This window comes from Citrobacter amalonaticus (genome assembly GCF_001559075.2).
Classification (GTDB): Bacteria; Pseudomonadota; Gammaproteobacteria; order Enterobacterales; family Enterobacteriaceae; genus Citrobacter_A; species Citrobacter_A amalonaticus_F.
In genome coordinates, this window is sequence record NZ_CP014015.2 from 2,101,736 (window position 1) to 2,118,112 (window position 16,377).

The 16,377-nt window shown below is 56.8% G+C and carries 9 protein-coding genes; 8 read left to right on the plus strand and 1 reads right to left on the minus strand.

Annotated elements, in window-relative coordinates; all coding sequences use genetic code 11:
• Nucleotides 1-7 precede the first annotated feature (7 nt).
• The 6 genes from bcsB to AL479_RS10130 all read left to right on the plus strand — a co-directional run bounded on the left by bcsB (nt 8) and on the right by AL479_RS10130 (nt 12,213).
• Nucleotides 8-2,362 carry a cellulose biosynthesis cyclic di-GMP-binding regulatory protein BcsB gene (gene bcsB, locus AL479_RS10100; protein ID WP_061075982.1) on the plus strand — a complete coding sequence of 785 codons (2,355 nt, stop codon included), beginning with the start codon at nt 8-10 and terminating at the stop codon, nt 2,360-2,362.
• 6 nt (nt 2,363-2,368) lie between these two features.
• Nucleotides 2,369-3,475, plus strand: a complete 1,107-nt coding sequence (gene bcsZ / locus AL479_RS10105) for a cellulose synthase complex periplasmic endoglucanase BcsZ (RefSeq protein ID WP_061075983.1) — start codon at nt 2,369-2,371, stop codon at nt 3,473-3,475.
• Complete coding sequence (gene bcsC / locus AL479_RS10110) at nt 3,457-6,954, plus strand: cellulose synthase complex outer membrane protein BcsC (RefSeq protein ID WP_061075984.1); 3,498 nt, start codon at nt 3,457-3,459, stop codon at nt 6,952-6,954. Before bcsZ ends, bcsC begins: the two co-directional genes overlap by 19 nt.
• A 92-nt stretch (nt 6,955-7,046) precedes the next feature.
• A complete protein-coding gene (gene hmsP, locus AL479_RS10115) occupies nt 7,047-9,035 on the plus strand; it encodes a biofilm formation regulator HmsP (protein WP_061075985.1) in 1,989 nt (662 codons plus the stop codon).
• A gap of 175 nt (nt 9,036-9,210) precedes the next feature.
• Nucleotides 9,211-10,497 (plus strand): C4-dicarboxylate transporter DctC, encoded by a 1,287-nt coding sequence (dctA, locus tag AL479_RS10125; RefSeq protein WP_061075986.1) that lies wholly within the window; start codon nt 9,211-9,213, stop codon nt 10,495-10,497.
• Nucleotides 10,498-10,719: 222 nt separating this feature from the next.
• Nucleotides 10,720-12,213, plus strand: a complete 1,494-nt coding sequence (locus AL479_RS10130) for a M16 family metallopeptidase (protein WP_061075987.1) — start codon at nt 10,720-10,722, stop codon at nt 12,211-12,213.
• A 92-nt stretch (nt 12,214-12,305) separates the two neighbouring features.
• Here AL479_RS10130 and AL479_RS10135 read toward each other — a convergent pair whose 3' ends face one another.
• Nucleotides 12,306-13,235, minus strand: coding sequence for a sugar kinase (locus tag AL479_RS10135; RefSeq protein ID WP_061075988.1), 930 nt, complete (start codon nt 13,233-13,235; stop codon nt 12,306-12,308).
• A gap of 232 nt (nt 13,236-13,467) precedes the next feature.
• Here AL479_RS10135 and pdeH point away from each other — a divergent pair, with 232 nt between their 5' ends.
• Both pdeH and AL479_RS10145 read left to right on the plus strand, forming a co-directional pair.
• Nucleotides 13,468-14,235 (plus strand): cyclic-guanylate-specific phosphodiesterase, encoded by a 768-nt coding sequence (pdeH, locus tag AL479_RS10140; protein WP_061075989.1) that lies wholly within the window; start codon nt 13,468-13,470, stop codon nt 14,233-14,235.
• 77 nt (nt 14,236-14,312) lie between these two features.
• Nucleotides 14,313-16,373, plus strand: coding sequence for an AsmA family protein (locus AL479_RS10145; RefSeq protein WP_061075990.1), 2,061 nt, complete (start codon nt 14,313-14,315; stop codon nt 16,371-16,373).
• Nucleotides 16,374-16,377 lie beyond the last annotated feature (4 nt).

Genomic DNA, 16,377 nt, shown 5'->3' on the forward strand with positions numbered 1-16,377 from the left:
TAACGCGATGAAAAGAAAACTTTCCTGGATTTGTGCAGTGGCAATGGGGATGAGCGCAATCCCTTCTTTCATGACGAATGCGACGCCTGCAACACAACCACTGATAAACACTGAGCCAACCGTGGCCCCGGCGGCGGCCCCTGCACAGGCAGATGAAAATCAGCCGGTGGGTCAGGTCATGCCGGGCGTTCAGGGGGCTGATGCGCCGATTGTGGCGCAGAATGGCCCCTCCCGTGACGTGAAACTGACGTTTGCGCAGATCGCGCCGCCGCCGGGCAGCATGGTGCTGCGTGGCGTGAACCCTAACGGCAGTATTGAATTTGGCATGCGCAGCGATGAAGTGGTCTCCAGAGCCGTGCTGAATCTGGAGTACACCCCATCGCCGTCCCTGCTGCCGATACAGTCGCAGCTTAAGGTCTATCTGAACGATGAGCTGATGGGCGTGCTGCCGGTCACCCAGGAACAGTTGGGCAAAAAGACGCTGGCGCAAATGCCGATCAACCCGTTGTTTATCACCGACTTTAACCGCGTGCGGCTGGAGTTCGTCGGCCACTATCAGCAGGTTTGTGAAAACCCGGCCAGCAGTACGCTGTGGCTGGACGTCGGTCGCAGCAGCATGCTGGACCTCACCTACCAGACGCTGGAAGTGCAAAACGATCTCTCGCACTTCCCGGTACCGTTCTTCGATCCACGCGACAACCGCGCGGTGACGCTGCCAATGGTCTTTGCCGGCTCGCCGGATCGTACCCTGCAACAGGCGGCGTCAATCGTATCGTCCTGGTTTGGTTCCCGGGCGGGCTGGCGAGGTCAGCACTTCCCGGTGCTGTACAACACGCTGCCGGATCGTAATGCGATCGTCTTTGCCACTAACGACAAGCGACCTGATTTCCTGCGTGAACATCCGCCGGTGAAAGCGCCGGTGATCGAAATGATCAGCCATCCGGATAACCCTTATGTGAAGCTGCTGGTGGTGTTTGGTCGTGACGACAACGATCTGCTGCAGGCCGCGAAAGGGATCGCCCAGGGCAACATTCTCTTTCGCGGTAGCAGTGTGGAAGTGAACGAGGTGAAACCGCTGCTGGCGCGTAAACCGTACGATGCGCCAAACTGGGTGCGCACCGATCGTCCGGTAACCTTCGGCGAACTGAAAACCTATGAAGAGCAGTTGCAGTCCACCGGGATGGAACCTGCGGCGATCAACGTCTCTCTGAACCTGCCGCCGGATCTCTATCTGCTGCGCAGTACCGGTATTGATATGAACCTCAATTACCGTTACACCACGCCGCCGACCAAAGACAGCTCGCGCATGGATATCAGTCTGAACAACCAGTTCCTGCAAGCCTTTAGTCTGACCAGCAATGAGAAGAGCAACCGTCTGTTGCTGCGTCTGCCGGTACTGCAAGGGCTGTTGGACGGAAAAACGGATGTTGCCATTCCGGCGCTGAAACTGGGTGCGATGAACCAACTGCGGTTTGACTTCGAGTACATGAACCCGATGCCGGGCGGCTCGGTTGAAAACTGTGTTACCTTCCAGCCGGTGCCGAACCATGTGGTGATTGGCGACGACTCCACCATCGACTTCTCGAAGTACTACCACTTCATTGCGATGCCGGATCTGCGCGCGTTTGCGAACGCGGGCTTCCCGTTCAGCCGCATGGCGGATCTGTCGGAAACCATCACCGTGATGCCGAAAACGCCGAACGAAGCGCAGATGGAAACGCTGCTCGACGCCACCGCGACCATTGGCGCCCAAACCGGTTTCCCGGCGATTAACCTGACCATCACCGATGACAGCAGCCAGATTCAGGGCAAAGATGCGGACATTCTGATTATCGGCTCGATCCCGGACAAACTGAAAGACGACAAGCGTATCGACCTGTTGGTCCAGGCGGCGGAAAGCTGGGTGAAAACCCCGATGCGTCAGACGACGTTCCCGAGCATCATGCCTGATGAAGCCGATCGTAAAGCGGATGCGCAGGCGACGGTAACGTCAAGTGGACCGATGGCGGCGGTCGTCGGCTTCCAGTCGCCGTTTAACGATCAGCGTAGCGTGGTGGCGCTGCTGGCGGACAGTCCGCGTGGCTACGAGTTGCTGAACCAGGCCATCAATGACAGCGGCAAACGGGCGGCGATGTTTGGTTCCGTCTCGGTGATCCGTGAATCTGGCGTGAACAGTTTACGTGTTGGCGATATTTACTACGTGGGCCATCTGCCGTGGTTTGAACGTCTGTGGTATGCGCTGGCTAACCATCCGGTGCTGTTAGCGGTGCTGGCGGCGATCAGCGTGGTATTACTGGCCTGGGTGCTGTGGCGTCTGCTGCGCATCATCAGTCGCCGCCGTCTCGATCCGGATCATGAGTGATAAATAATGAACGCGTTGCGAAGTGGGATAGTCATGGTGTTAATGCTGGCCGCACTGAGTGTACAGGCGGCCTGTACCTGGCCCGAGTGGGATCAATTTAAAAAGGATTACATCAGTCAGGAAGGGCGGGTGATTGATCCCAGCGACGCACGCAAAATCACCACCTCGGAAGGGCAAAGCTATGCGATGTTCTTTGCTCTTGCCGCCAACGATCGCCAGTCCTTTGACCAGCTACTGGACTGGACGCAGAACAACCTCGCGCAAGGGTCGTTGCAGGAACATCTGCCCGCCTGGCTGTGGGGACAGAAAGATCCCTCCACCTGGGCGGTGCTGGATAGCAACTCGGCTTCTGACGGTGATATCTGGATCGCGTGGTCGCTGCTGGAAGCGGGACGCTTGTGGAAAGAACCGCGCTATACCGACATCGGCAAAGCCTTGCTGAAACGTATTGCCAGCGAAGAAGTGGTGACGGTGCCGGGGCTGGGCTCCATGCTGTTGCCCGGCAAGATTGGTTTTGCCGAAGCCAACGCCTGGCGCTTTAATCCGAGCTATCTGCCGCCGCAGCTGGCGCAGTATTTCACCCGTTTCGGCGCGCCGTGGTCCACTCTGCGTGAAACCAACCAGAGACTGCTGTTAGAAACGGCACCGAAAGGTTTCTCGCCGGACTGGGTCCGTTACGAGAAAAACAAAGGCTGGCAATTAAAGGCAGAGAAAACGCTGGTCAGCAGTTACGACGCGATTCGCGTCTATCTGTGGGCGGGCATGATGCATGACGGCGACCCGCAGAAAGCGCGGCTGCTGGCAAAATTCAAACCGATGGCAACCCTGACAACTAAAAACGGTCTCCCGCCGGAGAAAGTGGACGTCGCCAGCGGCAAAGCGCAGGGCAATGGCCCGGTAGGCTTTTCTGCGGCCTTACTGCCTTTCCTGCAAAACCGCGACGCACAAGCGGTGCAGCGACAGCGCGTAACGGACCATTTCCCCGGCAGCGATGCCTATTACAGCTACGTGCTAACCCTCTTCGGACAAGGGTGGGATCAGCATCGTTATCGCTTCACCGCCAAAGGTGAGTTACTACCTGACTGGGGCCAGGAATGCGCAAGTTCAAATTGAGTTTACTCGGGGTTTCACTCGGCATTGCCCTGATGCCCTTTGCCGACGCCGCGCCGTCGGCGCAACAGCAGTTGCTGGAGCAGGTGCGGCTGGGAGAAGCAACGCACCGTGAAGATCTGGTGCGCCAGTCGCTCTATCGCCTCGAACTGATTGACCCGAATAATCCGGATGTTATTGCCGCTCGCTTTCGTTACATGCTGCGTCAGGGCGATAACGACGGCGCGCAGAAACAGCTTGATCGACTTTCTCAGTTAGCGCCAAGTTCTGACGCCTATAAATCGTCGCAAACCACCATGCTGTTAGCGACGCCGGATGGGCGTCAGTCGATACAGCAGGCGCGTCTACAGGCGACAACCGGGCATGCCGAAGAGGCTGTCGCCGCCTACGATAAGTTATTCAAGGGCAACCCGCCGGAAGGCGACCTGGAAGTGGAGTACTGGAGCGCGGTGGCAAAAATTCCGGCCCGCCGCAATCAGGCGATCAATCAGCTCAAGGCGATTAACGCCCGCAGTCCGGGCAATAACCCATTGCAAAATACGCTGGCGCAACTGCTGTTTGATAACGATCGCCCGGCCGAAGGCTTTGTGATTCTGGAGCAGATGGCGAAATCCAACACCGGGCGGAATGCCGCGGCCACTATCTGGTACACCCAGATCAAGGATCTGCCGGTCAGCGACGCCAGCGTGAAGGCGCTGCAAAAATACCTCACGGTATTCAGCGAGGGGGACAGCGTGGCCGCTGCGCGCAGTAAGCTCAGCGAACAGCAAAAACAGCTCTCCGATCCGACATTCCGCGCGCGTGCGCAGGGTCTGGCGGCAGTCGACGCTGGTCAGGGTGGACGGGCGGTTTCTGAATTACAGCAGGCGGTGAGAGCCAACCAAAGCGACAGCGAAGCCGTGGGCGCGCTGGGGCAGGCCTACTCTCAGCGGGGCGATCGCGCCAGCGCCGTTGCGCAGTTTAAGAAAGCGCTGGCGATGGATCCGCAAAGCGGGAGCCGCAGCAAGTGGGAAAGCTTGCTGAAAGTGAACAGTTACTGGCTGGCGATTCAACAGGGCGATGCCGCGCTGAAAGCCAACAATATTGACCAGGCTGAACGTCTCTATCAGCAGGCCAGAAACATCGACAATACCGACAGCTATGCGGTGCTGGGGCTGGGCGATGCGGCAATGGCGCGGAAAGATTATCCGGCTGCCGAGCGCTACTACCAGCAGACGCTGCGCATGGACAGCGGCAATACCAACGCCGTACGCGGTCTGGCAAACCTCTATCGCGCGCAGTCGCCGGAGAAAGCCTCCGCGTTTATCGCCACGCTCTCTGCCAGCCAGCGTCGCAGTATTGATGATATTGAACGTGGACTGGAAAACGATCGCCTGGCGCAGCAGGCCGAAACGCTGGAGAACCAGGGCAACTGGGCACAGGCTGCGGAGCTGCAACGCCGCCGACTGGCGCTGGATCCAGGCAGCGTCTGGATAACGTATCGTCTGTCACGCGATCTGTGGCAGGCCGGGCAGCGTAGCCAGGCCGATGCGCAGATGAGTGAGCTGGCACGTCAGAAACCCAACGACCCGGAACAAGTGTATGCGTATGGGCTGTACCTGTCCGGCAATGATCAGGATCGGGCGGCGTTGGCGCACATCAACAGCCTGCCGCGCAGTCAGTGGAACAGTAACATTCAGGAACTGGCCGACCGCCTGCAAAGCAACCAGGTGCTGGAAACGGCTAACCGTCTGCGCGACAGCGGCCGGGAGGCTGAGGCGGAAGCGCTGTTACGCCAACAGCCTGCCTCCACCCGTCTCGATTTAACGCTGGCCGACTGGGCGCAGCAGCGTGGGGAATACAATGCGGCGCGAGGCGCTTACGACGCCGTGCTGGCGCGCGAACCGGACAACGTCGATGCGATGCTGGGGCTGACGGAAGTGTACATCGCCCAGGGCGACAAGCCTGCCGCGCGAGCGCAACTGACAAAACTGCCCGCAACGCAGACACCGTCAATCAACATGCAGCGGCGAATCGCGCTGGCGCAAATGCAGCTTGGCGACACCACTGCGGCACAACAGACCTTCAATACTTTGATTCCGCAGGCCAAAGCGCAGCCGCCATCAATGGAAAGCGCGATGGTGCTGCGTGACGCCGCGAATTTTCAGGCGCAGAGCGGCGAGCCGCAACAGGCGCTGGATACGTACAAAGACGCGATGGTGGCGTCCGGCATCACGCCAACGCGTCCGCAGGATAATGACACCTTTACCCGTCTGACCCGTAACGATGAAAAAGATGACTGGCTGAAGCGTGGCGTACGCAGCGATGCGGCGGATTTATATCGTCAGCAGGATCTGAACGTCACGCTGGAGCATGACTATTGGGGATCGAGCGGTACCGGCGGCTATTCTGATCTGAAAGCGCATACCACCATGCTGCATGTGGATGCGCCGTATTCGGACGGTCGTATGTTCTTCCGTACCGATCTGGTCAACATGAACGCGGGCAGCTTCTCAACAGATGCAAATGGTCGCTACGACAATAACTGGGGCACCTGTACGCTGGAAGACTGTAGCGGCAGCCGTAGCCAGTCGGACACGGGGGCGAGCGTTGCCGTTGGCTGGAAGAATGACACCTGGAGCTGGGATATCGGCACCACGCCGATGGGCTTCAACGTCGTCGATGTGGTCGGCGGCGTCAGTTACAGCAATGACATTGGGCCGCTGGGTTATACCCTGAACGCGCACCGCCGTCCGATTTCCAGTTCGCTGCTCGCCTTTGGCGGACAGAAAGATGCGCAGAGCCACAACGGCGACAGCAACGACGTTAACACCGGTAAAAAATGGGGGGGCGTTCGCGCGGACGGCGGCGGGATTAGCCTCAGCTACGACAAAGGTGAAGCCAACGGCGTCTGGGCGTCACTCGGCGCCGATCAGTTAACCGGAAAAAATGTCGAGGATAACTGGCGCGTCCGGTGGATGACCGGTTACTACTACAAAATCATCAACGAGAATAATCGCCGCGTTACCGTGGGCCTGAACAATATGATCTGGCACTACGACAAAGACCTGAGCGGTTATTCGCTGGGCCACGGCGGCTACTACAGTCCGCAGGAATACTTGTCCTTCGCGGTGCCGGTGATGTGGCGTCAGCGCACGGAAAACTGGTCCTGGGAACTGGGAGGCTCCGTATCCTGGTCGCATTCGCGCACCAAAACCATGCCGCGTTATCCGTTACTGAATCTGATTCCGTCGGATTACCGCCAGGAAGCCAGCGAACAAACTAACGGCGGCGGCAGCAGCCAGGGCTTTGGTTATACCGCGCGGGCGCTGATCGAGCGTCGGGTGACCTCTAACTGGTTTGTCGGGACCGCGGTGGATATTCAACAGGCAAAAGACTACGCGCCAAGCCATTTACTGCTGTATGTTCGCTATTCCGCCGCAGGATGGCAGGGTGATATGGATTTACCGCCGCAGCCGTTGGTACCGTACGCAGACTGGTAATCAGAAAAGTCCTTTTCAGACACAGCCTCTCTCAATGCCGCCGCGATCGGGTATACTCGGGCGGCAATCTGGGATATCCGGGGGAGACAATATTGCGCGTCAGTCGCTCGTTAACAATTAAGCAGATGGCAATGGTGGCTGCCGTTGTCATGGTGTTTGTGTTTCTGTTTTGTACCGTTTTGCTGTTTCATCTGGTGCAGCAGAACCGCTATAACACGGCGACGCAACTGGAAAGTATTGCCCGTTCGGTACGTGAACCGCTGTCTGCTTCAATTTTAAAGGCCGATATTCCCGGAGCCGAAGCGATTCTCGCCAGTATCAAGCCGGCGGGGGTGGTGCAACGGGCCGATGTGGTGCTACCGAATCAGTTTCAGGCGCTGCGCATGAGCTTTATCCCTGAACGGCCTGTCCCGGTGATGGTGACCCGGCTCTTCGAACTGCCGGTGCAGATCTCGCTGCCTCTCTATTCGCTTGAACGTCCTGCGAATCCGCAACCGCTGGCGTATCTGGTACTCCAGGCCGACTCATTCCGCATGTATAAGTTTGTGATGAGCACGCTGTCTACGTTAGTGACCATTTACTTACTTCTATCCCTGATGTTGACGGTGGCCATTAGCTGGTGCGTGAATCGCCTGATTCTGCACCCGCTGCGCAAAATTGCCCGCGAGCTGAATAACATTCCGCAACAGGATTTGATTGGACATCAGCTGGCGTTGCCGCGTCTGCATCATGATGATGAGATTGGCCTGCTGGTGCGCAGCTACAACCTCAATCAACAACTGGTCCAGCGCCATAGCGAAGAGCAGACGGACAACGCGATGCGTTTTCCGGTCTCTGAACTGCCGAACAAAGCGTTCCTGATGGGGCTGCTTGAGCAGGTCGTGGCGCGTCAGCACACCACGGCGCTGATGATTGTCACCTGTGAAACGCTGCGCGATACGGCAGGTGTGCTGAAAGAGGCGCAGCGGGAAATTCTGCTGCTGACGCTGGTAGAGAAACTGAAATCAGTACTGTCGCCGAGAATGGTGCTCGCGCAGATCAGCGGTTACGATTTTGCCATTATCGCCCACGGCGTCAAAGAGCCGTGGCACGCGATTACGCTAGGTCAGCAAGTACTCACTATCATTAATGAACGACTGCCGGTGCAGGGGATCCAACTCCGCCCGAGCTGCTGTATTGGCGTGGCGATGTATTACGGCGATCTCAGTGCAGAACAGCTCTACGGACGCGCGGTCTCCGCAGCGTTTACCGCCCGACGCAAGGGCAAAAATCAGATTCAGTTCTTCGACCCTGAGCAGATGGAAGCGGCCCAGAAACGGCTGACCGAAGAGAGCGATATTCTCACTGCGCTGGACAACCACCGTTTTGCCCTGTGGTTGCAGCCTCAGGTGGAGATGAGCAGCGGCAAGGTGGTCAGCGCTGAAGCGTTGCTGCGCATGCAGCAGCCGGACGGAAGCTGGGAATTGCCGGAAGGGCTGATTGAGCGGATTGAGTCCTGCGGCCTGATGGTCACCGTGGGCCACTGGGTGCTGGAAGAGTCCTGCCGCCAGCTCGCAGCCTGGCAGGAACGGGGGATCACCCTGCCGCTGTCGGTCAATTTGTCGGCGCTCCAGTTGATGCACCCGAATATGGTGTCAGACATGCTGGAACTGTTAAATCGTTACCGTATCCAGCCGGGTACGCTCATTCTGGAAGTGACGGAGAGTCGGCGGATCGACGACCCGCATGCCGCCGTGGCGATACTGCGTCCGTTGCGTAACGCCGGCGTGCGTATCGCGCTGGACGATTTCGGTATGGGCTACGCGGGACTGCGCCAGCTCCAGCACATGAAATCCTTGCCCATCGACGTGCTGAAAATCGACAAAATGTTTGTTGATGGCCTGCCGGAAGATAACAGCATGATCTCGGCGATTATCCTGTTGGCGCGCAGTCTGAATTTGCAGATGGTGGCGGAAGGCGTCGAGACTGAAGCGCAGCGTGAATGGCTGGCGCAGGCAGGTGTTGAAATCGCTCAGGGCTTCCTTTATGCCCGTGCGGTACCTGCAGAAACCTTCGAAGAACGTTATCTGAAGCACAATTGATGTGATTACAATACTTTAAAAAGGTCCGGCTTGTGCGAGCCAGCTCAAGGTTTTTAACATTTTTGTTTCAATTATGATCCTGGTGCATTTCTGCGATGTTGTCTGGGTGTTATTTTAAGGCCGCAGGTTAACCAAAACCTTACAAGACCTGTGGTTTTTACTTCAAGGACACCCTATGAAAATCTCTCTGTTTAAAAGCCTCTACTTTCAGGTCCTGACAGCAATTGCCATTGGTATTCTCCTTGGCCATTACTACCCTGAATTAGGCGCACAAATGAAACCGCTTGGCGACGCGTTCGTTAAGCTGATCAAGATGGTCATCGCACCTGTTATCTTCTGTACTGTCGTGACCGGCATTGCAGGCATGGAAAGTATGAAAGCGGTGGGCCGTACGGGTGCGGTTGCGCTGCTTTACTTTGAGGTTGTCAGTACGATTGCGCTGATCATTGGTCTCATTATCGTTAACGTGGTGCAACCCGGTGCCGGGATGAACGTTGATCCGGCAACGCTGGATGCGAAAGCGGTAGCGATTTACGCCGAACAGGCAAAAGACCAGGGAATCGTAGGCTTCCTGATGGATATTATCCCGGGCAGCGTCATTGGCGCCTTTGCCAGCGGTAACATCCTGCAGGTTCTGCTGTTTGCGGTGATGTTTGGGTTTGCCCTGCATCGTCTGGGCAGCAAAGGCCAGCTGATTTTCAACGTCATTGAAAGCTTCTCGCAGGTCATTTTCGGCATCATCAACATGATCATGCGTCTGGCGCCAATCGGGGCGTTCGGGGCAATGGCGTTTACCATCGGTAAATATGGCGTGGGTACGCTGGTGCAGTTGGGGCAACTGATCGTCTGCTTCTACATCACCTGTATTCTGTTTGTGGTTGTTGTGCTGGGTTCGATCGCCCGTGCAACAGGCTTCAGCATCTTTAAATTTATCCGCTATATCCGTGAAGAACTGCTGATCGTGCTGGGGACGTCCTCTTCCGAGTCTGCGTTACCGCGTATGCTCGATAAGATGGAGAAGCTTGGCTGTCGCAAGTCGGTTGTGGGGCTGGTTATTCCCACCGGCTATTCGTTTAACCTTGATGGAACCTCAATATACCTGACGATGGCGGCGGTGTTTATCGCCCAGGCCACCAACAGTCATATGGATATCTTCCATCAGATTACGCTGCTGGTAGTACTGCTGCTCTCCTCGAAAGGGGCGGCGGGCGTTACCGGAAGTGGCTTTATCGTGCTGGCGGCGACCATCTCTGCGGTTGGCCATCTGCCGGTTGCCGGGCTGGCGCTCATCCTGGGTATCGACCGCTTCATGTCTGAAGCCCGTGCGCTGACCAACCTGGTCGGTAACGGCGTGGCAACGGTAGTGGTCGCGAAGTGGGTGAAGGAACTGGACCACAAGAAGCTTGATGATGTGCTGAATAATCGTGCACCTGAAGGCAAAACGCACGAAATATCCTCTTAATTTCGATACTTATGACCGCAGTCCCTTGTGGGGCTGCGGGCTCCTGCGCATAATTGACCCCTGGGCCCGAATCCTTCAACATGGAGGTATCGGGTTTATTTCACTTCTTCCGTGACATTTTCATGTTCTTGCGGTCTAACACGAAGTGTTTTTAACGTCATATTCAGACAAGCCCAACAGGGGTTGTCTTTTTATTACCAGGATTGTTGATCAGGGGTTCACATGCAGGGCACAAAAATTCGACTTATAGCGGGCGGTTTGCTGATGATGGCCACTGCTGGCTATGTGCAGGCAGATGCGCTCCAGCCTGACCCGGCATGGCAACAGGGGACGCTGGCGAATGGTTTACAGTGGCAAGTGTTAGCCACCCCGCAGCGCCCCAGCGACCGTATCGAGGTCCGTCTGCTGGTAAATACCGGTTCGCTCGCCGAAAGTACTCAACAGAGCGGTTTCAGTCATCTTATTCCCCGTATTGCGTTAACCCAAAGTGGCGGCCTCGATGCCGCGCAGGCACGTTCACTGTGGCAGCAGGGATTTGACCCTAAACGTCCGATGCCGCCTGTGACCGTCTCTTACGACTCCACACAGTACAATCTTAGCCTGCCCAATAACCGCAACGACCTGCTGAAAGAGTCGCTGAACTATCTGGCGAACACGATGGGCAAACTGACGATCACCCCCGACGTCGTCAATCATGCGCTAAGCACAGAGGACATGGTCACCACGCTGCCCGTCGACACGAAAGACGGCTGGTGGCGCTATCGTCTGAAAGGGTCGGCGCTGTTGGGCCACGATCCCGCCGAGCCGGTAAAAATGCCGGTGGACGCGGAGAAAGTGCATGAGTTCTATCAGAAGTGGTACACCCCGGATGCGATGACGCTGATTGTCGTCGGCAACGTTGATGCGCGGTCGGTGGCCGAGCAAATCAACAAAACGTTTGGTGAACTGAAAGGGAAACGTGAAACCCCTGCGCCAGTGCCGACGCTCTCGCCGTTGCGTGCGGAGGCGGTGAGCATTATGACCGACGCGGTGCGCCAGGATCGTCTCTCTGTCATGTGGGATACGCCGTGGCAGCCGATTCGCGAGTCTGCCGCGCTGTTGCGCTACTGGCGTGCGGATTTAGCGCGTGAGGCGCTGTTCTGGCACGTTCAGCAGGCGCTGAGTAAGAGCAATGCGAAAGATATCGGCCTCGGCTTTGACTGCCGCGTGCTGTTCCTGCGCGCCCAGTGTGCAATCAACATCGAATCGCCAAACGACAAGATTTCCGCCAATCTGAGCACCGTGGCGCGTGAACTGGCGAAAGTGCGTGATAACGGCCTGCCGGAAGAAGAATTCAACGCCCTGGTGGCGCAAAAGAATCTGGAACTGCAGAAACTGTTTGCGACCTACGCCCGTACCGATACCGATATTCTCATCAGCCAGCGTCTGCGCTCGTTGCAAAATCAGGTCGTGGATATCGCGCCTGAACAGTACCAGCGTTTGCGTCAGGACTTCCTGAACAGCCTGACCGTTGAGATGTTGAATCAGGATCTGCGTCAGCAGTTGTCGCAGGATATGGCGCTGATTCTGCTGCAGCCGAAAGGCGAGCCGGAATTCAACATGAAGGAGTTGCAGGCGACGTGGGATCAAATCATGGCACCGGTGACTGCTGCGGCGACGCCGATAGAAACGGATGATGCACATCCGGAAGTGACAGATATTCCGGCTGCACAGTAGCGGAGATTGCCTGCTGATGCTGCGCTTATCAGGTCTGGAGAACGAGTTTCCCAGGCCTGATAACGCATTTTCGTCGCGCCTCGACGCTAGTTTTACTGCGGCATGGCGTCGCGTGGGATAATCGCCCCGCGATGCTGAATGACGGTGCTGGCGGTCAGGTGACCCCGTCTGGCGGCATCGGCGGCATCGCCGCCGGTTAAGCGAACGGCCAGATACCCGGCGCTGAACGAATCACCAGCAGCAGTGGTATCGATCACTTTTTCTTTCGGCAGTTTCACCGCAGGAACGTCGATCGGTGCTTCACCGTCGACAGACACCAGGCACGAATCCGCACCGCGTTTCACCACCACTTCCTGCACGCCCGCGGCATGCGTCCGTGCGATCACCTCTTCAACCGGCTTCACGCCCCAGAGCGCATCTTCGTCGTCCAGCGTCAGGAAGGCAATATCGGTGCATTCCAGCATCTTCTGATACACCTGCCGGGTCTCTTCTTTGCTGGCCCACAGGCGCGGACGGTAGTTGTTGTCGAAAATCACTTTCCCGCCATTGGCGCGGCATTCATGCAGCAGCGACAGCAGTTTGTCACGGCTGGATGGGCTCAGGATCGCGAGGCTGATACCGCTCAGGTAGAGATAGTCAAAGGTCGCCAGCTCTTCGCAGATAGCCGCTGACTGCTCGCTTTCCAGCCAGAATTTCGCTGCCGCTTCGTTGCGCCAGTAATAGAACGTCCGCTCACCGGTGCTGTCAGTTTCGATGTAGTAGAGGCCAGGCAGACGGTTTTCCATGCGCTGCGTCAGCGAGGTATCCACGTTTTCGCCTTGCCATGACTCGAGCATCTGCTGGCTGAAACTGTCCGTGCCCAGCGCCGTGACGTAGTGCACGGAGAGTGCCGCAGCATCAACCTGACGGGCAATGTAAACGGAGGTATTCAATGTGTCGCCACCGAATCCGCGCTGAACATCTGCGCCTTTCTGTGACAGCTCAATCATGCATTCGCCAATCACGGCAATCTTTTTGGACATAGTCGTGAACCTGCTTAGAAAAAGTTAGCGTTAGTGTGCGCTGTGGGTGTTAGGTGGTCAATCATATTAAAACAACGTTCCAAAATTTTTTTTGAGCCAGTCCGTATTCTGCATTGATTTTTACCAAACCGTTTTCGATTTTGCGCGTGGCTGAACATAAAGTTCTCCGTCTGAAGGCCGATAACCTTTGACGAGTCGGGGCAGTAACACACTTAATCACGGGACATCTGAGATGATAAACCAGGTTATCCAGCAGCGAAGCAATTCCGAGGCGAGCATTGAAAGCTTGCAGGATCGGCGCTTTTGGCTGCAGTGCGAGCGTGCTTACACTTATCAGCCGATTTACCGGACCGACGGACGCCTGTTAGCCGTTGAGCTGCTGACGGTGGTGACGCATCCGGACAACCCAACCCAACGTATCGCGCCCGACCGCTATTTTGCCGGGGTGGCGGTGCGCCATCGCATTGATATCGTCAAAGAACAACTTCAGCTACTGGAGCAGAAGGCCGACTTTTTCCAGCGTCATGAATTGTTGGCCTCTGTGAATGTCGATGGCCCGACGCTCCTCGCCATGCGTCAGCAGCCCAACATTGTGCAGATGATTGAGCGGATGCCGTGGCTGCGTTTTGAACTGGTCGAACATATTCATCTGCCAAAAGAATCCTCTTTTGCCAGCATGTGCGAATTTGGCCCGCTGTGGCTGGATGATTTCGGCACCGGGATGGCTAACTTCTCTGCGCTGAATGAAGTCCGTTATGACTACATAAAAGTCGCGCGCGAACTGTTCGTGATGCTTCGCCAGACGCCAGAGGGGCGCAATCTCTTCACCATGCTGCTGCAACTGATGAACCGCTATTGCCGCGGCGTGATCGTTGAAGGAGTGGAAACGCTGGAAGAGTGGCGCGACGTACAACGTTCTCCCGCCTTTGCCGCACAGGGCTATTTTCTGTCGCGCCCGGTTCCGTTCGCCTGTCTCGACGAGGTCATTCTGTCACTGTAAAAACCGGCAGTTTCCGCTAACTCCGTCTGGCTGGACTATCTTTAGGACAGGCAAGGAAAGACGTGAGGACGCTAACTATGACTAAAGCCGGAAAAATAACTGCAGTGATAACAGGGACTTTCTTGTTGTTGATCGTGGTCGTTATCGTGCTGATAGCGACATTTGACTGGAACCGCCTCAAACCGACCATCAACCAGAAAGTCTCTACCGAACTTAACCGACCGTTCGCTATTCGCGGTGATTTAGGCGTTGTCTGGGAACGCCAGAAGCAGGAGACCGGCTGGCGCAGTTGGGTGCCGTGGCCGCACGTACATGCTGAAGATATTATCCTCGGCAATCCCCCCGACATTCCTGAAGTGACGATGGTGCACCTTCCCCGCGTCGACGCGACGCTTGCCCCGCTGGCGCTGTTAAGCAAAACCGTCTGGCTGCCGTGGATCAAGCTGGTGAAACCCGATGCGCGGCTGATTCGCCTGTCCGAGAAAAACAATAACTGGACCTTCGACCTCGCGAATAGCGAAAACAAAGATCCGAATGCCCAGCCGTCTGACTGGTCCTTCCGGCTGGACACTATTCTCTTCGATCAGGGACGGATCGCTATCGACGATAAGGTCAGCAAAGCCGATATCGAGATCCTGGTCGATCCGCTGGGCAAACCATTGCCGTTCAGTGAAGTCACGGGAAGTAAAGTGAAAGGCGATAACGCGAAGGTTGAAGACTACGTGTTTGGCCTGAAGGCGCAGGGGCGATACAACGGCGAACCACTCACCGGAACGGGAAAAATGGGCGGCATGCTGGCGCTGCGTAGCGAAGGCGCAGCGTTTCCGGTACAGGCCGATTTCCGTTCCGGCAATACCCGGGTGGCGCTGGTGGGCGTGGTTAAGGACCCAATGAAGATGGGCGGCGTCGATCTGCAACTGAAATTCTCCGGGGATTCACTGGGCGAGCTGTACGATCTGACGGGAGTGCTGCTGCCGGATACGCCGCCGTTCGAAACGGACGGTCGGCTGGTGGCGAAAATCGACACCAACGCATCATCGGTGTTTGACTACCGGGGGTTCAATGGGCGGATCGGCGACAGCGATATTCATGGCTCACTGACCTATACGACAGGAAAACCGCGTCCGAAGCTGGAAGGTGATGTGGAATCGCGCCAGCTCAGACTGGCGGATTTAGGACCGTTGATCGGCGTCGATTCCGGTAAAGGCGCGGAGAAAGCGCAGCGTTCGGAACAGAAAAAGGGCGAGAAGAACGTACAACCCGCGGACAAAGTGCTGCCCTATGACCGCTTCGAAACGGACAAATGGAATGTGATGGATGCCGATGTGCGCTTTAAAGGGCGGCGTATTGAACATGGCAGCAGCCTGCCCATCAGCGATCTCTCGACCCACATTATTCTGCAGAATGCCGATCTGCGTCTGCAGCCGTTGAAGTTTGGTCTGGCGGGCGGCAGCATCAGTTCGAACATCCATCTGGAAGGGGACAAAAAGCCGATGCAGGGACGTGCGAATATTCAGGCGCGGCGTTTAAAACTGAAAGCGCTGATGCCGGATGTTGAACTGATGCAGAAAACGCTGGGGGAGATGAGCGGTGATGCCGAATTTCGTGGAACCGGGAATTCCGTGGCGGCGCTGCTGGGTAGCAGCAACGGCAACCTGAAACTGCTGATGAATGACGGGCTGATTAGCCGCAACCTGATGGAGATTGTCGGTCTCAACGTCGGGAACTTCATCGTCGGGCAAATCTTTGGCGATGACGAAGTGCGGGTTAACTGCGCGGCGGCAAATCTCGACATTGTAAACGGCGTAGCGCGCCCGCAAATTTTCGCGTTCGACACCGAAAATGCGCTGATCAATGTCACCGGGACGGCGAGCTTTGCCTCAGAACAGCTGGATTTGACCATCGACCCGGAGAGCAAAGGCATCCGCATCATAACCTTGCGTTCGCCGCTGTATGTGCGCGGGACGTTTAAGAACCCGCAGGCGGGGGTAAAGGCCGGGCCGTTGATTGCGCGTGGCGCGGTAGCTGCGGCGCTGGCGACGTTAGTGACGCCCGCCGCCGCGCTGCTGGCGCTGATTTCACCGTCAGAAGGCGACGCCAACCAGTGCCGGACGATTTTATCGCAGATGAAGAAGTGATGGT

Coding starts and splice junctions, on each gene's coding strand:
- bcsB (WP_061075982.1), top strand. CDS start 8: ATGAAAAGAAAACTTTCCTGGATTTGTGCAGTGGCAATGGGGATGAGC.
- bcsZ (WP_061075983.1), top strand. CDS start 2,369: ATGAACGCGTTGCGAAGTGGGATAGTCATGGTGTTAATGCTGGCCGCA.
- bcsC (WP_061075984.1), top strand. CDS start 3,457: ATGCGCAAGTTCAAATTGAGTTTACTCGGGGTTTCACTCGGCATTGCC.
- dctA (WP_061075986.1), top strand. CDS start 9,211: ATGAAAATCTCTCTGTTTAAAAGCCTCTACTTTCAGGTCCTGACAGCA.
- AL479_RS10130 (WP_061075987.1), top strand. CDS start 10,720: ATGCAGGGCACAAAAATTCGACTTATAGCGGGCGGTTTGCTGATGATG.
- AL479_RS10135 (WP_061075988.1), bottom strand. CDS start 13,235: ATGTCCAAAAAGATTGCCGTGATTGGCGAATGCATGATTGAGCTGTCA.
- pdeH (WP_061075989.1), top strand. CDS start 13,468: ATGATAAACCAGGTTATCCAGCAGCGAAGCAATTCCGAGGCGAGCATT.
- AL479_RS10145 (WP_061075990.1), top strand. CDS start 14,313: ATGACTAAAGCCGGAAAAATAACTGCAGTGATAACAGGGACTTTCTTG.